General features: G+C 66.2%; 1 protein-coding gene. It reads left to right on the top strand.

The genetic code is table 11. The annotated features are described in order from the left end of the window. Positions 1-101: 101 nt before the first annotated feature. The gene (locus tag AC1DK4_RS40665) at positions 102-1124 is read left to right on the top strand and encodes a class I fructose-bisphosphate aldolase (RefSeq protein WP_441623542.1); all 1023 of its coding nucleotides are present in this window, start codon (positions 102-104) and stop codon (positions 1122-1124) included. Positions 1125-1180 lie beyond the last annotated feature (56 nt).

Raw genomic sequence — 1180 nt, 5'->3', positions numbered from 1 at the left:
CGGGCGGCCACCAAAGCACCGGCCACGGGCCCCGGGCTCGCTTGCACAATTGCATTTGCGAGCTAATGCTTGTTCTCATGTCACCTGCGCGGAGCAACATCATGGACACACGAAGCGAACTGCAAGCCACTGTGGACGCTCTGGTTCAAGCGGGCAAAGGCCTGCTGGCCGCCGACGAAAGCGGGCCGACGATCGCCAARCGGTTCGAGCGCATCGGTGTGGAATCAAGCGAGGAAAATCGCCGGTCGTGGCGCAACCTGCTCCTGTCGACACCAGGTCTTGGTGAATTCATCAGCGGCGTGATCCTGCACGAGGAAACGCTGGGCCAGCGCGCCGACGATGGCACGCCGCTGCCAGAACTGGCCGCGCGCCATGGCATCGTGCCCGGCATCAAGGTGGATAAGGGCAAGCTCGCGCTCGCCCACGCTCCCGGCGACGAGATCACCGAGGGCCTCGACGGACTGGCCAAGCGCCTTGCCGGTTATCGCCAGCAGGGCGCGCGCTTTGCCAAGTGGCGCGCGGTGTACAACGTRTCCGACAARCTGCCTGGCTGGCGCGCCATCCAGGCCAATGCGGAGGCGCTGGCRTGCTATGCMGCGATCTGCCAGGAGACGGGCGTGGTGCCCATCGTCGAACCCGAGGTGYTGATGGATGGCGCGCACTCCATGGCGCGTTGCGCCGARGTCACCGAGGCCGTGCTGCACGAAGTCTTTCACGCCTTGCACCGGCATGCGGTGGTGCTCGAACACATGCTGCTGAAGCCCAGCATGGTRCTCCCCGGCAAGGAGACCAGGCACGCCGCGCCGGCTGAGGTTGCCGTGGAGACTGTGCRGGTGCTCAAGCGCACAGTGCCGGCGGCGGTGCCGGGCRTCTTCTTCCTGTCCGGCGGCCAAACGCCCACTGAGGCCACCGCCAATCTCGATGCCATGAACCGGCTTGCCCCGCTGCCCTGGCGGCTGGCCTTCTCCTACGGGCGCGCCTTGCAGGAGCCGCCCCTGCTGGMCTGGCACGGCGAGGCCGCTAACGCGGCACGAGCGCAACGGACGCTACTGCAGCGCTCACGGATGAATGGCATGGCTTGCCTGGGGCAATACGAAGCTGCGCTAGAGACCGCTGTGGGCTGAGTTCTCGGCAGGCGCAAGATGGAAAGCACCCGCGGCTATGTTGAAGAGTTGCAGGG

Source organism: Cupriavidus sp. 05N38 (assembly GCF_056397345.1).
Note: the sequence above shows the minus strand (reverse complement) of the source record. Positions and strands in the feature narration are given on the sequence as shown.